Consider the following 16,277-nt stretch of genomic DNA (forward strand, 5'->3'; position numbering starts at 1 on the left):
ATGTGGAATAGATGGTTCATCACTATTTTCTATATCTAAATTGTTCTTTAAATCATCAAATTTTTTAGTACTGTAAAAACCAGTTAAAACAAAATTTTTATGATAATTTAAATTATTTTTTTCATCAATTAATGTGATATCTACATTTAAAATACCATTAGCATCATCTACTAATAATTTTTTGATTATTTTTAGATTTGGATTGTTTTTAAGCAATAATGATTCACTTTTTAATTTAATATTGTTAATTTCATATTTACTTGGTAATAAATGCGGAATAGATGGTTCATCACTATTTTCTATATCTAAATTGTTCTTTAAATCATCAAACTTTTTAGTGCTGTAAAAACCAGTTAAAACAAAATTTTTATGATAATTTAAATTATTTTTTTCATCAATTAATGTTATATCTACATTTAAAATACCATTAGTATCATCTGCCAATAATTTTTTGATTATTTTTAGATTTGGATTGTTTTTTAATAATAACAATTCATTTTTTAATTTGATATCACTATCACTATATTTGCTTGGTAATAAATGCGGAAACTCTGGAATATTTATATTTTTCTCACTAATTAATTCCTGCAACTTGTATAACGAATAAAAGTTTTTTAAAGATAGATTAGCCTTTGGCGACACCTTTTTATTTTTATAATTTAGATTGAATGTAATGTTCTTAATTCCATTTCAATCATCATTTTGACTATGCGATACAGGATCAAAAGTTATTTCAATATCATTATATTTATTTTGAAAATTCGATCCTTTTTTTATTTTTATACTTTTAGTATCACAACTAGAAGGCAATAAAAATTCATTACTATTTTTAGGTAATTCTAAATCTTCCTCTTTTATATCTGATATTATTTTATTTCATGATCAAAGTCCATCAACGGGTCCTAAATCTATGTTATGTTTTGCATTATAAATTGAATAACCAGATGGAATTTTACTTCTTAAACTAATTGATAGGGATAAGGTACCATTAACATCATCAATTGAATCACTATTAATAGTTGCTTCAAATAAAATATTAGGGATTTTACGTGAAGCTATATTATCAGAGTTAAATTTTATTACATTAACATCAGATGGAAATTTATCTTTAACACTGCTTAAGTCTATGAATTCCTTAATATTATTTTTTGATTGTTCTAACATATGCTTGAAAAGCACAGCCAATTCTTCATCGGTTCATGGTTTTGTGGAATCTCTTAAACCATTTAATTTTTTAACAGCAGGACCAATTTTTTCGCCATTTTGAAAGAATGATACATCTAACTTGATTGTATCTGTATCAATTGCTTCTACTTTTTCTATGTTGAGATCATGTTTTTTAGGATTAATGATTTCTACGTAATTCTTTATGGATTGCGGATCTTTTTTGAATTCTTCGGCTATTTCTTTATTTGTAGTTATATATGGATTAATTAATTTAAATTCAATATCTTTTAGATAATTATTCGCCCCCCCCCGCAACTAACGCTTGCTAGTGGTGCTGTTGTTGTAATTAAAACAGCAGGGAGTGCAAAAATCAATGATTTTTTCAATCTCTTTTTTTGCATTGTTTACTCCTTAAATTAAAAATTTAATGATTAAATTATAGAATATATTCAGTTAACTCATACATATATGAAATAATACGGAGTTTTCTTATGCTTTTTTACCTCAAAAATAAAATAATATTTCTATCGCATATCTAAATTTTTGATATTATAAAAATAATATTTTTGATAACTAGGAATCGCATAATAATTTAATTGTATTTTAAGATAGATGATTTTTTTCATTCTTAGTATTTTGTTTATATATTTATTGGAGGAAATATGGCAGCAACAAGATTAATTCCTATTGGTGGTGTTCAAGAAATAGGTAAGTCAACATTAATTGTGGAACATGAAAATCACATTGTAATTATTGATGCAGGAATTAAATTTGCAGACACAGCCACCACAGGTATAAAAGGGATAATCCCAGATTATAAATATCTTGAAGCTAAAAAAAATAATATCGAGGGGTTATTTATAACACACGGGCATGAAGATCATATTGGTGGTGTTGTTTATCTTGTAAAACACGTACATCTTAAAAAAATATTTGCTCCAAGAATTGCTATTCAATATTTAAAACTAAAATTTGAAGAACATAAAATTACACATAAAATTGAATTTATTGAAATGGAAAAATCAGCAATTTATGAATTTGCTGACGGCTTAATTAAAGTTGATTTTTGATCAGCACAGCACTCAATTCCTGATGCATTTGGAATTAGGGTTAGAACACCAAATGGTGCTTTAATGTGTACAGGTGACTTCAGATTTGATTACAACCCAATAGGGGAAGCATACACTGACTTTGCTAAATTAGATCAAATTGGCAAGGAAGGATTAACGGTTTTACTTTCAGATTCCACTAATGCTATGCGTCCTTTCCATTCTCCTAGCGAAAACGATATTTTGATTGATATTGAAAAACATATGCGTTCTGCTACAAGAAAAACAATTGTTACTGCTTTTGCTTCTAATTTAACTCGTGTTAAAGCAATCATTGATCTAGCTGTTAGATTAAAGAAAAAGATTGCATGCTTTGGGCGTTCAATGGTGCAAGGCGTTAAAATTGGACGTAAATTAGGTTATATAAAAGCCCCTACAAACGTTTTTGTTGAAAAGAAAGATATTTCAAGTGTTCCTGCTAATGAATTAGTGGTTTTAACAACTGGAAGTCAGGGTGAGCAATTGGCAGCATTATCAAGAATGAGTCATGGAAAGCATGCTACTGTAAAAATTGAAAAAGGCGATATGGTTATTTTTTCATCTAATCCTATTCCAGGTAATAGAATGGTGGTTGAATTACTTGTTAATAGACTTGCCAAATTAGGTGCTATTATTAAAGAAAACGGGCCAGATGGATACTTGCATACTTCTGGTCATGCATATAAACATGAACACGATAAAATTTTTCAATTGACTAAACCAAAATACTTTTTGCCATATCATGGCGAATATAGAATGTGTACAACTCATGGTGAGAGTGCTGTAAGAAATGGAGTTGATCCTAAAAATGTCTATATACCAGAAATGGGTCAAGTCTTTAATATGATTGATAATCAAATTATTCCTACAAATGAAAAAATTGACTTTGGGCCAGTATATATCGACGGTATTTCAACACTCACAGTTTCGGGTGCTACATTAAAAGAAAGAAATTTTTTAGCTAATAGTGGTTTTGTTAATATCATTATGGTAATAAACAAAGAAAAAAATGAAATTGTTGGGCGTCCTAATTTAATAAGTCGTGGAAGTTTCTTTGTTAAAACATCATTACCACTTGTAGAAGAAGCTAAAAGAATTGCTCATGGCGCAGTTTTATACCACATCAAAAACAATCAAAATTGAAATGTTATGGAATTAAAACAACTAGTTTCTGATCGCTTAGAAGCACTGTTTTATAAGGAAAAACGGAGAAGACCTATAATCGTTCCTACCTTTTTATTTGACAATGAAGAAAACGAATCTGGCTTTGAAAAAGCTATCCTTAAATTTGAAGTTAAGGAAAATAAAAAGAAATCATCAGCAACTAAAATTCTTGATGAACTTAAATCTGATGTTTTAGATAATGCTGACTCAGCACAAGACATTATAGAAGATTTGCGCGATGAAGTTGAAGATGAATAATCAAGAAAACTTGATTATTTTTATTTATAAAAATATACAATCATTAATAGACATGAACATTAATATATTGAATGAGGAATAATGAATAAAGATAAAAACATTACTGAATCAAAATACATTAAATCATATTATGTACAAAAATATTTTATTTGGCACTCGGATGACGAATTTAATGAGAAATATATTATGCCTTTAAATGAAGCCGGCGATCTAATTTCACTAAATGATGATGAAGATATAGATGATAATGATATCGAAGAATTAAGAGCAGAGAAAATATGAGAGAGTTTATTCTCTCAATATTTTGACTCTAACAATCAAACAGTTGAAAGCACTCCTAAAATTTTGCTTGATGTTCAAAAAGACTTACATGAATTTGCAACTACTGAACTATTTAAAGGAAAAAAAATTAAAATTATTTCACCAAATGGAACTATTGAATCAAGAATTCAAGATACGTTATTATCAATACGTGATGAAAACATTGATGTTATTTTAAATGGCTATTATGGTTATGAAGACGATGGTTTTATGATATATTCAAATATTTATGCTTATGATAAAAGCACACAATCTATTTATTTATATAAACCCACAACAGGTGCAACCAACAAAATGCTTTTTGCATTAAATTTTGCATTTGAAATTCTTAACAAACTTAAAATTAAAAATATAGAAAATGCTTATGTTATTATTATTCAATCCTTACCACCATTAATAAGATGCAAATCAAAATTTGTGATTACAGAATCATGTTTAATGGGTAAAAATAAAAAATCTTATTCTAGAAATGATTGAATTGATCGTAGTGAAAAACTCCCCAAAAATAATACTTGGTTTAGCAGCCGAAGAACCTACGCAGCTTATCTTAATCAAGGCTGAGTTTATGTTAAAAATGAACTTCCATTAATTAAAAAAAATAAAAAAGAAACTTCATTTGTTGGTCCTTTTAGGTATATAGATTTAATTAAAATGAAATCAGGACTTAAAGAAGCTAAATTATCAATAAATAAAAAAACTGATGAACCATATTTTAGTTTTCCAATTGGCAAATCAATACTAAATGATGATTTAAAATTTGATGATTTTGATGAAAAAATAGAATATGTAAAAGACGCATATAATACTTCATCTCCTGATTTTTCATTTGAAAATACAAATGACACTAATGCATTTAAACATGACTACAGGAAATCATTTAATTCAAACAAAATTTTATTAAACGACTATTTAAAAGCCAAATTAGGAAAAAAATATTTATTTAGTAGGCAATGTTTTAATGATATGAATTCTAATATTATGGTAAAAAACGGCACTATTAATTCAATAAATAATTTCATTGAGAAAGTAGAAATAGCCCATAAACTACCTAGTTTTATTAGTTCTATTGCTATCGAGGAATATTTAAGCGATTTACATATTAGGGATAAAAAAATAGTCTGATATGACTATGAATCATTTATGAGCATTGTTCCTGTATTTGATGATTTATCACCTTATACACAAGTGGTCAATCAGATTTCTATTATTGAAACAATAAATGGCAAAGTGATTGAAGAAACACAAGAAGATCTAGTATATGATCCTAAAAATATTAATATTTTTAATCTTATTGAAATGATTAAAAATCTCTATGAACGTCAAGGCTATAGATACATAGTTTTTAATAAAAGTTTTGAAAATTCAAGAAATATTGAAATAGCAGAATATGCTGAAAGTCATGCTCAAAATACTGAATTTGTTACTGCTTTGAAAAATCAGTTTAATCTTAGCCCAAAAGATATTTCAACATATGTCAAATACATCAATAATCACACATTAGATCTAAATGAATTATTTAAAGCTATATCATCCAATAGTCCAATGAGTGTTTTGTCAAGCACACTGATAAATTTAAATGAAAATGAATTAGATAAATTTGTGCCTAATGAATATAAGACAATGCTTTCATTCAGCAGAAAAAACTATATTGTTGAAAACTTTTCACAAGAAAATGCTGAAGCAGATGAATTAGAACGAAAATATAATTATTTATTCAAAATTAATGGAATAGAAAATGAAACTATTCCGGCTTTGCAAAATATAAGTGAAAATGAGCACAAAGCGCTTTGCTCACTTCTTAAATATAATATTTATATCAAAGACTTGAAGGGTTTTAGTTCCATTAAAAAAATTGAAAAATACATCACCAGCAAGCACTTAAAACTCGAATATATGATTACTCCTTATAGTGATCTCAAGGAGGTTCATAATGGGGGTGAAGCAATGGATAAAGCAATCAAAAGACATATAGGACTAATAGGCGATAGAGCATGAAAAGAAACTGAACAAAATTTGAAAAAATATTGTCATAACGACGTATTAGCCATGATTATGACATTTAATTTTGTTGAAAAAATAACATCTGATATCTTCCCTGAAATTAATCATCTTAGATATACTTTTGATGAAAGTTATAAATACTTTTTGAACAAAAAAGACTGAAAAATAGAGATAAAAGAAAAATAGCAAACAAAAAATGCCTGTTGGCATTTTTTATTTTTTTAGCTTATTAAGCTGTTTAAGAACTAAATCATTGGCTTTAATTGGATTAACCTTACCATTAGATAGCTTCATAACAGTTCCTAAGACAAATTTAATAACTTTTTCGGGTCTACTATTATATTCATTGGTAATAGTTTGATTATTATTAATAGCATCATTAATTCAATTTAGAATAATATTTTCGTCACTTATTTGCTCCAAATTATGTTCTTTTATCAATGAATTAATATCACCATCAAAATTTATTAATAAAGGAATAAGTGTTTTAAAAGATTTACCTGAAATCGTTCCGTTATCTAATAATGCTAATGCCTGTTCAAGATTCAAATTAGAAATATTAAGCATAGAAGGATGAATATTTTTGCTATTAGCTAATGAAACAATTTCAGCAAAAAATAACTTACTTAATTTATTTCTATCATCATATTTTATTGAATCAAAATACTTAGCTAAATCAAGATCATTTATTAAACTTTTAACATATATATCCTGAATATTTTCTCTAATATATCTGCTTTCTTTTTCTCAGGGCAATTCATTAAGCTTTATGCCATTAATGAAATTGTCGCTTAACTTAATAAAAGGGATGTTTGTTTCAGGAAAATATTTATAATCTACCGTTCCAGTTTTAGTTCTCATAACAATTGTACTTTGTGTAGCTTCATCATATCTTTTAGTTTGTTGCAATATTTCTTCATGATTGAAAATTTTGTGCTCTTGCAATTTAATTTCATATTCAATAGCATTTTTAATAGCTCTAAAACTATTCATATTTTTTATTTCCACTTTTGTGCCAAAACCTTTGAAACCTTTTGGTCTTAATGAAATATTAACATCAGCTCTTAGCGATCCTTGCTCCATTTTAGCATTAGATATATCAAGTGATAATGCTATTTTTCTAATCATATCCACATAAGCAACTGCTTCATCAGCACTAGAAATAACAGGGTTAGAAACTATTTCAATTAAAGGTACACCTGCTCTATTATAGTCAAGTTCAGTATATTCACTATGATGTTGTCTAGCCGTGTCTTCTTCAAGGTGTATGCGTTCAATAGTAATTTTTTTCTTGCCATTAGGTGTATCTATTTCAAGATATCCATTTGAACCAATTGGTCTATAAAACTGTGTTATTTGAAAATTTTTAGGTATATCGGTATAGAAATAATTCTTTCTATCAAAGTGCAATTCCCTATCAACATACATATTTAAAGCTTTAGCCAATTTAACGCCAAAAATAACAGCTTCTTTATTTACTAATGGTAGTGTTCCAGGGTATCCCAAATCAATTTGATTAGCTTTTGTGTTAGGTTCAGCATCAAAGTCAATTTTAGAAGGCGAAAACATTTTAGTTTTAGTTTTTAGTTCAAGGTGAATTTCAATTCCAATTACAACTTCAAAATTATTCATTTTCACCTCCTAATAATTTTTCAAATCAAAGGCTATAAGACAATAAGTTTTCGTCGCTATATAATCTTGAATCAATTGCTAAATTAACAAATAAATTATCTTTTTTGATTCATGGAATAGTAATTGATGGATTCCCCGCTAAATTCGCACCAGTCAAAATATAATCCATATAACCATATGACTTGTTTTTCTTTTCATTAATAAATGGAGCAACATTAGAAAAAGCTGGATAAATAACCACATCATATTTGGAATGTAAATCATCATAATAATTTTTTATCAATCTTCTTACTTTTTGAGCTTTTCTAAACATTTTTTCTTGATTCTTTGAATGTAAGAAAAATGAACCTAGTGCTAATCTTAATTGCACCATCATGCCAAAACCTTCTGATCTAGTATTTGTCATAATTTCTTCTCATGTTTGTCCATCTTTTCTTTGACCAAATGCTATTCCATCTAAATTAGCAAGATTACTTGAAGCTTCAGAAAAAGCAATGATTTCATAAACTGGTTTAATAGCTTTTAATAATTGCTCATTAGGTTCAACAATATCAACATTGCTCTCTTTTTTGAGTTTATTAATTAGATTCTTATACTCATTACTTACAAAGCCTTCTAAATATGAAACATTTAAAACGCATATTTTTTTAGGCTTATTTAATTTGACATCATTAATTTTGACATCCACACTAGTCATATCTTTTTCATCAATACCATATAAAGTTTGTGAAACACATGCTATGTCATTAACATTATGAGCAAAATAAGCAACTGTATCTAAACTAGTTGCAAAAGCAAACAAACCAAAACGACTGATAGCTCCATAACTAGGTTTAAAACCAACAACACCATTATAGCTTGCTGGAAGTCTAACTGAATCTCCTGTGTCTGATCCTAACGCAAAAGCAATATTTTTGGTAAGAGTAGCAACTGAGCCACTTGAAGACCCACCAGCTAATCGGGTTGGATCATTTGGATTTTTAATAAGACCAAATGCGCTATGTTTGCCTGTCCCACCTAATGCTAGCTCATCGCAATAAACTTTTGCAACTGGTAAAGCTCCTGCATCGAGCAATTTTTGAACTGCTGTAGCATTATAATGCGGATAAAAATTTTCAAGTATTTTACTTGAAGCTGTTGTGTTAATTTCCTTAGTAGCATAATTATCTTTAATAGTAAAAACACAATTATTTAAATTTCCATTATTGATTTCTTTTGACGATTCAAAAAGATGAGCAACACAATTATTTTTATTATTTTTAAGCTCATTATAAGCTAATGTAAAATCACCTTTATTTATAAATTTCATTATTTAATCACCTTATTAATAATAATATAATCATCATTGTGTTCTTTTGAGTTATCAAGCAAATCTTTTTTGGAAATTGAAACTAAATTATTATTCTCAACATCATCTCTTAAAAAATCTACTTTGGGTTCTTCATTAATATGAGAAAGTGGTTCAACATTTGTTGTATCAATATCCTCAAGCCATTTAATTCTTTTATTTAAATCTTTTCATAATTTTACTATCTCGTCAAGCACTTGTTCATTAATATCGAACATTAATGACTGAGCAATTTCTTTTAATTCTTCTTTTAACGTTTGCTTCATATTTTCCTACCAGTCTTGTTTGCATTCAAAAGTTTTGTTATTTAGATATGCTAAATTTCCTTCTAATTCTTTTAAAGTGAGTTTGCAACAGTGCAAAAATAATCGTTTGCTTTTTAGTCCGCCATATTTGGTATCGCCTAAAATGGGAAAACCTAAATATTCCATTGTAGCCCTAATTTGGTGTTTTTTACCAGTGTAAATTTGAGCATATAACTTTTTATTCTGTGTAAAAATTTTAGTTATAGCATTGAACTGACTTTCATTTTTGACTTTGTCAGTAGCCACCATTTTTTGTTGTTTTTCGTCATGATATATGAATAATTTAACTTCTTGATCTGGCTTATTATATTCACTTTTTAAAATATAAATTTTGTCAAATAAACCTGTTTTATTGTTTAATTCAACCAAAGCACTATAATTTTTAGCATATAACATTATGCCGCTTGTCAATTTATCTAATCTGCCAACATGGCTGGGTTTGAAACTTGATTCTTGGTTGAATTTTAAATAGCTCAAAACTTGATTATCTAATGAGTTTTTGCTTCCGTGAACTTCAACACCTTGAATCTTATTCACTACTAAAATGTTTTCATCTTCATAAATAATTGGTGAGCTTAGTTTAATATTATCATCAAAAGCATATAAACTTTTTTCTTCTGAATCCAATCTATAAACTATTATTTCATCATTTGTTTTAATTGTGAAATTAGCATCATTGACTCGCTGGTTATTTATTTTGACATTCCGATTTCTTAAAATTTTATGTAAATATGAATCAGGTACATTTTTAAAAATTCTTTGTAAGAATTTAATTAATTTTCGGCCATTATCATTTTGCGTCGCAATAAATTTTTGCATTACAGTCTTAAAAATAAACAAGGTGCATAAGCACCTTTGTTATTAGATATCAGATCTTTGGCTATCAAATAAATTAAAGTCTTCTGCTTCGTTTTCAGTACCGTCATTATAATTAAATTCAGTTAGTTTTGGTAGTTCATAAGTTGACTTTAATTTAAAGTAATCATAAAATTTGTTAGTTACACCATATAAAATTGGGTTTCCAGGTGTTGGGCTAATTCCCACTTCTTCAATTACCCCTTTGGTTAAGAGGGTATTAATAACTTGATCACTAGCTACACCCCTTAAATTATTAATTTGAGAACGAGTACATGGTTGTTTATAGGCAACAATTCCAGCCACCTCAATAGCAGCGTTTGAAAGTCTATGTTTTTTAACAATTTGAACCATTTTAGTAATGTATTCTTTATAAGTTTCACGAGTAGCAAGTTTATAAACTTCATTAAAATTAACCACTTTAAGTGCTCTATCCTCGTTGTTGTATTCTTTAATGAAGTCATTCATTACTTTTCTGGCTTCAGGAATGGTATTAAGTCCAAAAATATCTTTAACTTGAGTTAATGTTAATCCTTCATCACCTTGAACATATAATAGTGCTTCTAAAATCTTATTTTTCATATTCTGGTCCTCTTTCAAAGGTTAATTCGCCAAATTGTTCTTTTTGATAAATTCTAATAATTTGTCTGCGAGCTAAATCTAATACTGCTAAAAGCGTTATTACAAAATGATTCAAACTTGGCTGCCTAAATATCATCTCAAAGGTAACTTTATCACATGAATCAAACAAATTCATAATAAATGGGATTTGATCCTTAGGGGTAAGGTTGAACGTTTCTAACTTAGTTTTTCTTAATTGTTGGGCATATGTTCTTTCAAACATTTTTCTTAACACTGTAATTAATTTCAATGGGTTGCTTGAACCATCAAGAGCACTAGTATCATCATCAACTCTAAATTCTTCAACATCGCTAGGAACTTTAATAAAAATTTCACGACGTAATTTTTCTTGTTCCCTTAACACCTTAGTAACTTCTTTAATTTGTTGATATTCATATAGCCGACGTAAAAGTTCTCTTTTATCTTCTTCAATTTCAGGTTTTTCTTCGGGTGTAAATAAAAGCATCTTAGTTTTTAAAGCTAATAACGTAGCAGCCATAACAAGGTAATCACTTGCCACATCAATTTCATTATCTTGCATATTTTGAATAATTTTTAAATAAGCTGTTGCTAATTCAAAAACATCCACTTCCATAATATCAACATTTTTTTCTTGTACCAAAGCGAGCAATAAATCTAATGGACCATCAAAATTTTCAAGTTTTATATCATATTTATTATCGCTTGTGGCATATAAACTTTCTCTACTCATTTTTTAGTGCTCCTTCAATCGCTGATTTAACTTTATTAGAAATAACTTCTGGGTTCATTGTTAAAAATGACGCTGGCTTTAAAGGTTGTAAAAATTTAATAGTTATATAAAATTTTTTAAATCTTTTAGCATTTAATGCTCCCCTTGTATCAGTAATCGCTACTGGAACAATAGGCAAATAATTACTTATAGCAACTTTAAATGCACCGTTTTTAAATTCACCTAAACCATCTTCATAAACTCTTTGACCTTCTGGAAAAATAACACCACAAGTTAAATTTTTCTTCACAAATGAGCCGAATTCATTAAGGACTTTAAATGACTCACGAATGTTATCGCGATCAATATACAAAGTATCAATTATGCTTAATAAATTTCTTAATAGCATTCTTTTAGTTAATTCTTTTTTAGCAATAAAAGTTGGGATTCTGTTTTTAACGCCCTCTTCTTTTGTTTGTTTTTGCAAAGCATAAAGAACTACCACAGGGTCAATAAATGATTTATGGTTGGGTGCTAATATTGATGCACCTTTAGGCAAATTATCATATCCCTCTACTTTAACTTTTACTCCATAAAACCACATAAAAATCTTGGCTTTTTTCACTAATCAATCATTTCTTTGTTGTGGATGATAAAAACTTGGATCTTTTCTATATCTTCTGGCATAGGCATTAATTCTTCACATATGTCATAAAAATATTCATCAAAAAAAGATCATTTTTACAATAAACATACCGGCTCCTTTTACTAAATTTACTTAAATTGCTAAAACAACAGAAATAATCAAGTCGCCTTCACAACTTGTGGAAATATCAAAACCTGGATGATAGTATTTCCCTCTTTTTTTAAAAATTGTTATTTTATTGAAAGCTGAATAATTGTTGTTGATCTTAAACATTGATTCTTTAATACTTCATTTTATTGCTAAGTATTTTATTTTCGAACTTTCTAGTTCAATATTTTCATATTCTCTTAACTCTTCAACGCTTAAAATTCTTTTAATAAAATTTTCATTAACATTAGAAAAGCGACTTAAACTTGTCATATCAACACCAATTTTAGCTTTGAACATCTTAAACATAATTATTATTATAAATTATAAATATAGTTATATTTTAAAAATATATTTAAAGTAATAATTTAAATAATATTGTATTAGCGTTATTTTTTAAATTAGAAAATCAGAATTTGCTAATATTTTAAAAAATGAAAAAATAACTTATAGCACTATAAAACAGTATTATTTGTTAAATTATTATTGAAGTCCGCCTGATTTATTTTTGAAAATAATGTTAATTGGACAACCTGTATAATCTATATTTTGTCTAATTTGCTTTTCTAAAAATCTTTGGTAGCTAAAGTGCACAAATTTTTTATTATTTACAAAAAATATAAATGTTGGAATTTTGCTGTCAGTTTTTCTAACAAAATATATATTTAATCTTCCCCCGTTATATGGCGGCGCTGGTTGTATTAATTGACTTTCTCTAATCAAATTAGTAAGAACAGATGGTTTAATATCTCTTTCAAGGTTCTCTTTTACTTTTAATAATATATCTATTAATTTATCAACTCTTAAACCTGTTTTAGCAGAAATAAATTCAACTGGAACTCATGGAACAAAATGAAATCTATTTTTTAACATTTTCTTATACTCATTCATAGTATCCTGAGTTTTGTTAATTAAATCTCATTTATTTATACATATAATAATAGGTTTATTATTCTCTAATGCATATCCTATGATTCTAGCATCAAAATGTGCTAGTTCTCTGGTTGAATCAATTAAAACAATAGATAAATCAGATTCATCTAATGAAGTCATTGCTCTTTTTAAAGCTAAATGTTCAACAGTATCATCAATTTTGCTTTTTTTAGTAATCCCTGCTGTATCAATAATCTCAAAATCTTGGCCTTTAATATTGACTATACTTTTAACACTATCTCTTGTGGTGCCTGCTATATCTGAGACAATCGATCTGTTTTCATTAGTTAGAGTGTTTAATAGCGAGCTCTTACCCGAATTAGGCTGGCCAATGATTGATAATTTAAAATGACCACTAGTTATTTCTTCTTCTAAATTCATATGTTTTAAACATTGATCTAATACATCCCCAATTCCATTTCCATGAAGTGCACTAATTTTAAAAATATGATCCACCCCTAATGAATATCAAGCATAATCAAACTGTGAAATATTATCGAGTTTATTAGCTACAACTACAATTGGTTTTCCCGACTTTCTAAGCATTTGATAAATCATTTTGTCATCATCAGTAATATCAGAATTACCATCTACCATAAATATAATAACATTAGCTTCTTCAATAGCTATTTTTGCTTGAATTTGAATTTGTTCCTGAAATTCTTTTTTTTCGATTTGAATTCCACCTGTGTCGATTACATTTATCTCTTTGCCATTTCATGAAAAAGACTCATAAAGTCTGTCTCTTGTCACACCAGGTCTGTCAAAAGTGATAGAACTTTTTTTACCAATAAGCCTATTAAATAAGGTGCTTTTGCCTACATTTGGTTTTCCAATTATAGCTATAATATTTTTTCTCATTTATTACATTCTTTCTTTAGCTAAATTAATTATTTTGTCAACAACATTGTCGAAAGTCATATTTGTGGTGTCAATTAATATTGCATCTTCTGTAACATGTAACGGGTCTGTTTCTCTATTAATATCAGTATAATCGCGTTGTTTAACTTCTGCTAAAACAGTGGCATAATCGGTTTCAAATCCTCTTTCTTTATTTTCAAGCATTCTTCTTTTAGCACGTTCTTCAGGAGTGCCTGTTAGAAAAATTTTTAATTCAGCATGTGGCATTAATTTAAACGTTGTGTCTCTGCCATCCATAATAAAACCTTTAGCTTTTTTAGTAATGTCTTGAACAAAATCGACAACAAAATGACGAACATCAGGATATTGAGCAATCTTTGATGATTTTTTAGATACTAAATCTTCACGAATTTGTTTGCTTACATTTTCGCCAAATAAATAAATATTTTCTTTATCATCAACTTTAATATCAATATTTTGAAGCGAGTCAACTATTGCTAGCACATCATCACAATCAATATTTTTATTAATAGCATTCAATGCTATTGCTCTATAAATACTTCCACTACTTAAAAACGCATAATTTAATTTTTTTGAAACTTCTTTTGCTACAGTCGATTTGCCAGCTCCACTTGGCCCATCAATTGCAATATTAATTTTCTTGCTCATATTATTTTTCTCCCAGGTCTATAAAAATTCGTTTTTAATTATAAAATAAATATATTTATTATTATTTATAAAGAATATAAAACTATTTAATTTTAGGAAATCATCCACATTTTCATATTTTTTACTAATTTAGGTTGTTGATTAAATAATGTTTAAAAGTAAAAATATATTATTTTCAGTGAATGATTAAACTATTGGTAAAAGTCGATTTATAAATCTATGATATTTTCATTAAGCAAAAAATCTTCTAAACCAACATACAAAATGCCATCATTATCGTGTTTGGGAATAATTTTCTTTCTTACAACGACAATCTTTTTAAATGAATCATTTATCTTCTTAAGTGGCACAGTTTCTTGCTCTAATTTTTCAGCACTATCTATATTTAAAGCAGATTGAATGTAATACCTTTTGTGTCCTTTATTTATGACAAAATCGATCTCAAGTTGAATCTTTTTTCTAACTGCATTATTTTTAATATCATATTCAACCACAGCAACATCTACATTATATCCTCTACGAATAAGGTCATTATATATAATGTTTTCCATAATATGTGAATCTTCAACTTGTCTGAAATTTAACCTAGCATTTCTAAGACCTATATCAGTAAAATAATATTTCAATGGTGTAGAAAAATATCTCGAGCCTTTAACATCATATCTATTAGCATGCTGTATAACATATGCTTCTTCAAAAAAACCGAGATATTTAGCAATTGTATTAGAAGATATTTTTATTTGTTTCTCTGATAAAAATCTTTTAGATAACTTAGTTGGATTAGTGAGGGAGCCAATAGCGGATGATGTAAAATTAAGCAATAATTCGAGTATCTCTTTTTCGTTTTGTATATTATTTCTTTCGATAATATCTTTTATATATGTTTCTTGAAACAAGTTTTTCAAGTAATGATTCTTTTCCTCATCGCTTTTTAAATTATAAATATATGGCATACCGCCATACGTGGCGTAATGTTCAAAAGCTAACTCTTTGTTGTCAAACAAATCACAAATCTCTGCATATGATAAGGGATTTATACGTATTTCATCACCACGATCTCTAAACTGTGTCAATATATCTGATGAAAGCATTTTAGAATTGCTACCAGTTACATAAATATCTAAATTACTTTGTTTTATAAGGCCAAGCAGCACATCAACAAATGTTATGTCTTTTATATTACTTTCAACATAAGGATTGTTTACAACTGCAGATAATTGAATTTCATCAATAAAAATATAATACATTTGATTTATATTTTTAGTTTTAGATTTTATATATTCATTTAATTGAAATGGATTTCTATATTTAAGATTATCAATTTCATCAAGAGCTATAGATATAATCTGTTTTTCATTAACGCCACTAGATAATAAATAATTTTTGTATAAATTAAATAACAGATATGATTTGCCACATCTTCTTATACCAGTAATAATCTTTACTCTGCCATTTTCTTTTTTAGTAATAATTTTTGACAAGTAATAATCACGTTTGATTGTCATATAATTGCCTCACTTGAATAATTTAGGTGGAATTCCACCTTTTTACTTCGAGTTTATTTTATCAT

At 27.5% G+C, this 16,277-nt stretch carries 14 protein-coding genes; 2 read left to right on the top strand and 12 right to left on the bottom strand.

Annotated features, from left to right (window positions below):
* On the bottom strand, positions 1 to 1,482 hold a 1,482-nt coding region (locus T386_RS04275; RefSeq protein WP_036459904.1), incomplete at its 3' end, for a lipoprotein 17-related variable surface protein.
* 347 nt (positions 1,483 to 1,829) lie between these two features.
* Between T386_RS04275 and T386_RS0101740 the strand changes: the two genes are divergently transcribed.
* Positions 1,830 to 3,677 (top strand): ribonuclease J, encoded by a 1,848-nt coding sequence (locus tag T386_RS0101740; protein WP_029513457.1) that lies wholly within the window; start codon positions 1,830 to 1,832, stop codon positions 3,675 to 3,677.
* Positions 3,678 to 3,758: 81 nt separating this feature from the next.
* Entirely contained in the window at positions 3,759 to 6,185 is a 2,427-nt protein-coding gene (locus tag T386_RS0101750; RefSeq protein WP_029513458.1) for a UU173 family protein, read from the top strand.
* A 27-nt stretch (positions 6,186 to 6,212) separates the two neighbouring features.
* On the opposite strand, the gene gatB is transcribed toward T386_RS0101750, so the two are convergent.
* The 11 genes from gatB to T386_RS0101805 form a co-directional block, all read right to left on the bottom strand.
* Positions 6,213 to 7,631, bottom strand: coding sequence for an Asp-tRNA(Asn)/Glu-tRNA(Gln) amidotransferase subunit GatB (gene gatB / locus T386_RS0101755; RefSeq protein ID WP_029513459.1), 1,419 nt, complete (start codon positions 7,629 to 7,631; stop codon positions 6,213 to 6,215).
* Positions 7,624 to 8,940, bottom strand: a complete 1,317-nt coding sequence (locus T386_RS0101760; RefSeq protein ID WP_029513460.1) for an amidase family protein — start codon at positions 8,938 to 8,940, stop codon at positions 7,624 to 7,626. The genes gatB and T386_RS0101760 overlap by 8 nt, the downstream gene beginning before the upstream one ends.
* Positions 8,940 to 9,245 (bottom strand): Asp-tRNA(Asn)/Glu-tRNA(Gln) amidotransferase subunit GatC, encoded by a 306-nt coding sequence (locus T386_RS0101765; protein WP_029513461.1) that lies wholly within the window; start codon positions 9,243 to 9,245, stop codon positions 8,940 to 8,942. The genes T386_RS0101760 and T386_RS0101765 overlap by 1 nt, the downstream gene beginning before the upstream one ends.
* A 6-nt stretch (positions 9,246 to 9,251) precedes the next feature.
* Positions 9,252 to 10,103, bottom strand: coding sequence for an RluA family pseudouridine synthase (locus T386_RS0101770; RefSeq protein WP_029513462.1), 852 nt, complete (start codon positions 10,101 to 10,103; stop codon positions 9,252 to 9,254).
* 42 nt (positions 10,104 to 10,145) lie between these two features.
* Complete coding sequence (gene scpB, locus T386_RS0101775; protein WP_029513463.1) at positions 10,146 to 10,721, bottom strand: SMC-Scp complex subunit ScpB; 576 nt, start codon at positions 10,719 to 10,721, stop codon at positions 10,146 to 10,148.
* A complete protein-coding gene (locus tag T386_RS0101780; protein ID WP_029513464.1) occupies positions 10,711 to 11,472 on the bottom strand; it encodes a segregation/condensation protein A in 762 nt (253 codons plus the stop codon). The genes scpB and T386_RS0101780 overlap by 11 nt, the downstream gene beginning before the upstream one ends.
* Positions 11,465 to 12,205 (bottom strand): lysophospholipid acyltransferase family protein, encoded by a 741-nt coding sequence (locus T386_RS0101785; RefSeq protein ID WP_029513465.1) that lies wholly within the window; start codon positions 12,203 to 12,205, stop codon positions 11,465 to 11,467. Before T386_RS0101785 ends, T386_RS0101780 begins: the two co-directional genes overlap by 8 nt.
* A 24-nt stretch (positions 12,206 to 12,229) precedes the next feature.
* The gene (locus tag T386_RS0101790; protein WP_029513466.1) at positions 12,230 to 12,544 is read right to left on the bottom strand and encodes a 4'-phosphopantetheinyl transferase superfamily protein; all 315 of its coding nucleotides are present in this window, start codon (positions 12,542 to 12,544) and stop codon (positions 12,230 to 12,232) included.
* Positions 12,545 to 12,727: 183 nt separating this feature from the next.
* Positions 12,728 to 14,038 carry a ribosome biogenesis GTPase Der gene (der, locus tag T386_RS0101795; RefSeq protein WP_029513467.1) on the bottom strand — a complete coding sequence of 437 codons (1,311 nt, stop codon included), beginning with the start codon at positions 14,036 to 14,038 and terminating at the stop codon, positions 12,728 to 12,730.
* 3 nt (positions 14,039 to 14,041) lie between these two features.
* On the bottom strand, positions 14,042 to 14,707 hold the full coding sequence (cmk, locus tag T386_RS0101800; RefSeq protein WP_029513468.1) for a (d)CMP kinase: 666 nt from the start codon (positions 14,705 to 14,707) through the stop codon (positions 14,042 to 14,044).
* Positions 14,708 to 14,916: 209 nt separating this feature from the next.
* Positions 14,917 to 16,212, bottom strand: a complete 1,296-nt coding sequence (locus tag T386_RS0101805; RefSeq protein ID WP_029513469.1) for an ATP-binding protein — start codon at positions 16,210 to 16,212, stop codon at positions 14,917 to 14,919.
* Positions 16,213 to 16,277 lie beyond the last annotated feature (65 nt).

Origin of the sequence: Mycoplasmopsis primatum ATCC 25948, from assembly GCF_000702785.1 — a bacterium.
Classification (GTDB): domain Bacteria; phylum Bacillota_I; class Bacilli_A; order Mycoplasmatales; family Metamycoplasmataceae; genus Mycoplasmopsis; species Mycoplasmopsis primatum.